This window comes from Mesorhizobium sp. P2_F8, from assembly GCF_056403655.1.
In genome coordinates, this window is record NZ_JBFUFB010000115.1 from 1 (window position 1) to 816 (window position 816).

The following is an 816-nucleotide window of genomic DNA, read 5'->3' on the forward strand; positions in this document are numbered from 1 at the left end:
CGGCATCTGGCTGGATGCCCGCGGTCTCGTCATGCGCCACCTTGGGAGCGCCCTGGACGATGCCCGCCGTCGGGCCGTCGTCCTGGAACTGCACGGCATCGCCGATACCGGTCGAACTGGTCGCTGTGTCGCCGTCACCGTCGGTGACCGTCACCACCGCCAGCAGGGCGCTGTCGGTGATGTTGACCGATTCGTCGTGGCTGGCGCCCGGGGTCGGATGAAGGATCGAGGCATGCTGCGCCACGCTGACGACGCCGGTCGTGCTGTTGATGGCGACGGCGAACGCCGCCGCCCCAGCGGCGCCGCCGATGCGGCCGACCACCAGGTCGCCTTCCTTGAACAGGAAGATGCTGGTGCCGGCGGTCGTGTCGGGGCCGGAATCCACGCCGGCGGCGGACACCGCCAGCGAGAATGCCGTCGTGCCGCCTTCCTGGTCGGCGCCGAACGAGCTTCCGGTGGAGCTCACCACCGCGCCTGGGTCCTGTGCGTAGCCGGTCGGGCTCAGATCGGAGCTGACATTGCTGACGCCCGCRAACARMGCGACRACCGCTGGTGCCGTGGTGTCGTCGGCATCTGSCTGGATGCCSGCGGTCTCGTCATGCGCCACCKTGGGAGCGCCCTGRACGATGCCCGCCGTCGGGCCRTCRTCCTGGAACTGCACGGCATCGCCGATACCGGTCGAACTGGTCGCTGTGTCGCCGTCACCGTCGGTGACCGTCACCACCGCCAGCARGGCGCTGTCGGTGATGTTSACCGWTTCGTCGTGGCTGGCGCCCGGGGTCGGATGAAGGATCGAGGCATACTGCGCCACGCTGA

The 816-nt window shown here is 69.4% G+C and carries 1 protein-coding gene; it reads right to left on the bottom strand.

Going from position 1 to position 816, the window contains the following annotated elements; translation table 11 throughout:
* On the bottom strand, positions 1-816 hold an 816-nt coding region (locus AC1DZP_RS36275; protein ID WP_477309170.1), incomplete at both ends, for a DUF5801 repeats-in-toxin domain-containing protein.